The 3,592-nt window shown below is 65.9% G+C and carries 4 protein-coding genes and 1 pseudogene; all 5 read right to left on the bottom strand.

Annotated elements, in window-relative coordinates:
- Positions 1 to 207 (bottom strand): annotated as a pseudogene (locus WAN02_RS20560) (hypothetical protein); the annotation flags it as partial.
- A 122-nt stretch (positions 208 to 329) separates the two neighbouring features.
- Entirely contained in the window at positions 330 to 785 is a 456-nt protein-coding gene (locus WAN02_RS20555) for a PPOX class F420-dependent oxidoreductase (protein WP_422266068.1), read from the bottom strand.
- Positions 786 to 883: 98 nt separating this feature from the next.
- Positions 884 to 2,344: an aldehyde dehydrogenase family protein gene (locus WAN02_RS20550; protein WP_422266067.1), complete on the bottom strand. Its 1,461-nt coding sequence runs from the start codon at positions 2,342 to 2,344 to the stop codon at positions 884 to 886.
- A gap of 153 nt (positions 2,345 to 2,497) precedes the next feature.
- A complete protein-coding gene (locus tag WAN02_RS20545; protein WP_422266066.1) occupies positions 2,498 to 3,157 on the bottom strand; it encodes an enoyl-CoA hydratase-related protein in 660 nt (219 codons plus the stop codon).
- A partial coding sequence (locus WAN02_RS20540) for a TetR/AcrR family transcriptional regulator (RefSeq protein WP_422266065.1) occupies positions 3,142 to 3,592 on the bottom strand: 451 nt, incomplete at its 5' end. The genes WAN02_RS20545 and WAN02_RS20540, both read right to left, overlap by 16 nt.

Here is a 3,592-nt window from a genome sequence, read left to right as displayed (position 1 = left end):
GCTCGGCGGCGCGGGCCGTGCCGGGGCCGGCGAGGGTATCGACGGCTTGGCCTTCGGGAACGTCGGCTCGGTGGGTCCCGCACCCGATGACGAGACCGCCTTTCCGTGGATCAGCGAGCTGCATCCGCTGACCAGAGCAGCACTCAGCAGCAGCCCGGCCAGCAGTCGGCCGGCTGTCCCGGTTGTCTTGAACCCATGCAGAAACATCGCAAATCAAGGTTACGCAGGAGCGGGTCGAAGTGGCGACAGTGACGCGCCCCCCCGCTCCTGTTTCAAGGGTCACAGCGGGCTGTGCTCAGCCTCCGCGCAGCGCGAGATCTGCGCAGCCGTCACGCCGGAGGAAAGCCACCCGTCGCCACCGGGCCCCAGCTGTGCGGCGTCACACGGATCAGGCACTTGCGCTGGTCGAGCATCGCGCCACGGTACTCGTCCCAGTCGGGGTGCTCGCCGGCGATCGCGCGGTAATAGTCGACGAGCAATTCGACCGCCTCCGGCACGTCGACGACTTCGGCGTCCCCGTCGATCTGCACGTAGGCGCCGTTGAACTCGTCGGACAGCACGACCACGCTTGCCTTAGGGGTGCGCCGGATGTTGGCGCTCTTCGCGCGTTGGGGATAGCTCGCGATCACCACGCGGCCCTGTTCGTCGACGCCGCCGGTCACGGGCGAGCTCTGCAGCGAGCCGTCCGCCCGAAAAGTGGTCAGCACCATGCTGTGTCGCGGCCGGACGAAATCGAGTAAATCGGAGAGGCCGACTGCCTCGGCTGTCGCAATTTTGGGAGCCATAGACCCAAGGTAATCCCGGCGTCGGCACGCGCGCAGTGGCACGCGCGCGGCGGGCAGAAAGTTCATCCTCCGAGCGAGTCGGCCCGCGCCCAGGGCTGCTACATCTGCGCCCAGACGATCTTGGTCTGCAGGTAACCCTCGATGCCGGCCTTGCCCGACTCGTAGCCCCAGCCGGACTGCTTGTAGCCACCGAACGGCATCGAATGGTCGTACGGGAAAGCGCAGTTGAGCCCGACGGTCCCGGCCTTGAGCCGCTTGGCCAGTCGGTGGGAGCGGCCAAGGTCTTTGGTCCACACCGTGGCGGCCAGTCCGTAGGTGCTGTTGTTGGCCAGCGCGACGGCCTCGTCCTCGTCGTCGAACGGCAGGATCGTCACGACCGGGCCGAAGATCTCCTCCTGGAACAGCCGGCTCGAATCGGGGTCGAGATTGGTGACGACCGTCGGGTGCACGAAGTAGCCCTTGCGGTCGAGCCGGTGCCCGCCGGTGACGATCTCGGCGCCATCGGATCTGCCCTGGTCGAGGTAGGCCAGCACACGGGTGAGCTGTTTTTGGCTGATCAGCGGGCCGCTCATGACGCCCTCTTCAGTCGGGGCGCCCATCTTCATGGCATTGGCAACCATCGCCATGCCTTCCACGACCTGGTCGTAGACACCGCGCTGCACCAAAATGCGGGAGCCGCACACGCAGGCCTGCCCGGAGTGCACGAACGTGCCGAACGCCGACATCGGGATCGCCTTCTTCAGCTTCGCGTCGTCGAAGATCAGCACCGGTGACTTGCCGCCGAGCTCGAGCGTGACCTTGTTGAGGTTGCTGTCGGCGGCGGCGTGCACGATCGCCCGGCCGACCTCGGTCGAACCGGTGAAGGCGACCTTCTCCACATCGGGGTGCGCGGTGATCGCCGCGCCGACGGTGTGGCCGTAACCGTTCACCAGGTTCGCCACCCCGTCGGGCACTCCGGCCTCGGCCAGGATCTGCATCAGCACGTGCGCTGAAAGTGGTGTCTCCTCAGCGGGTTTGACGACACTGTTGCAGCCGGCCGCCAGCGATGGTGCGAGCTTGGCGCAGAAATTGAAGACCGGACCGTTCCACGGGAAGATCAGGCCGACCACGCCGTAGGGCTCGCGCACCGTGTAGGTGTGCATGTGCGAGTCGACCCCGGTCAGACCACCGGTGTTGACATCACGCGCGATGCCGTCGATCTTGGTACACCAGCCCGCGTAGTAGCGGAACCACTCTGCACCGATCTTCACCTGCATCTCCGCTTGCGCGGGATACATTCCGCCGTTGAGCATTTCGAGCTGGGCGAGAAGCTCGGCGTTCTTGTCGATCAGTTCGGCGACGCGCCACAGGATCCTGGCGCGCTCGTAGTCGGGCTGCTGCGACCAGATCCCGGACTCGGCGCTGGCTTTCGCGCGCGCCACGGCCGCGTTGACGGCGTCGGGGCCGCAGTCGGTGAACTCGGCGATCTGCTCTTCGGTGGACGGATCGAAGACCGGTATGACGTCTCCGGTCCCGGGCCGGTCGCGGATTTCGTCCAGTACAGCCTGCACCGTTGTCATGGGTCGTTCCTTCCCGCGTCGATGCGAGGTCGTGGTGCGGCGTGGATCCAGACAGATCCATCTACAAATATAGAGTGCCGTCCGAGGCGTAGGTTATGCGCCTCACCACGGGATGTCCAGGCTTTTTGGCTGAAGCTAATTGCTCTGGGGCTCTTAAGTACTCGCGGTCAGCGCCTGCGCCGCGGCGCCGAACATCGTTTGCTTGATGGCCCCCAGCGTGCCCGGGTCCTTGCCGTTGAGCGGGCGCAGGAGGTCGACGGCCTCGCCGGTCACGGCGCCCTCACCAGCGACGGCATCGACAATGCCCAGGGCCAGCGCGTCATCGCCTCCGAAGCGGCGTCCGGTCGTCATCGAAGCGACCGCTGCCTGTGGAGTGAGCTTGGCCTGGATGATCGCGGCCATTCCGGGAGTGAAGGGGATGCGGATGTCCACCTCCGGGAAGCAGAAGAAGCCTCGATCGGAGCGCATCACCCGGAAGTCGTGCGCGAGCGCCAGCATCGCCCCCGCGCCGAACGCGTGACCGACCACGGCCGCCGCCGTGGGTACCGGCAGGGTGAGGAACCGGGCCAGCATGCCCTGCACGCGTCCGACATACCACGTCGTCTGATCCCCGTGCGCGGTCAACCAATCCAGGTCCAGGCCGTTGGTGTAGAACTTGGCGCCGGCGGTGGTCACCAGACCCTGGGCGCCCGAACCGACCAGTTCATCGAGGTGCGCGTCAACGGCGTCGAGAAACTCTGGGGAGAAACGGTTTTCGTCATCGCCGAGATTCAGAACGGCGATCTTGTCTTCGTAGCTCAGGCTGATTCCCACGATTTCTCACCTTTCTTCAGGGGTGGTGGTCCGACGTCGAGGACCGCGCGCACCGACGCTCGCAGGTGCTCACGGGCCGTTGGATTGGCCAGACGGTCGCGGCGCAACACGATGGCGGTCGGCAGGTCGACGATGCAGGTGGTGATCGTGTCGACCGCGCCGGGATCTTTGCGGTCCCAGAGGTTGACCGCGAGGCGGATCATCAAGCCGATCAGCAATCGGTGGAGGTCGTGGACCTCGGCGGCGATGTCATCGGGCAGATCCGACTCCAGCAGTTCCTCGCGGGAAATCGCCCACAGCAGTTTCGAGGACTCTGGATGCTGCTCGGCGAAGACCGCGGGGGCATCAGCGGCAGCGACTACGGCGTCTTTCGGGCCGGCCGACAAGGCCGTGTCGACTAGGACGTTTTGTACAGCCTGGAATCGGCGTCCGGCG

The sequence above is a fragment of the Mycobacterium sp. genome, from assembly GCF_049281135.1.
Taxonomy (GTDB): Bacteria; Actinomycetota; Actinomycetes; order Mycobacteriales; family Mycobacteriaceae; genus Mycobacterium.
The sequence above is the reverse complement of the archived record's forward strand: the minus strand, read 5'-3'. Positions and strand labels throughout refer to the sequence as shown.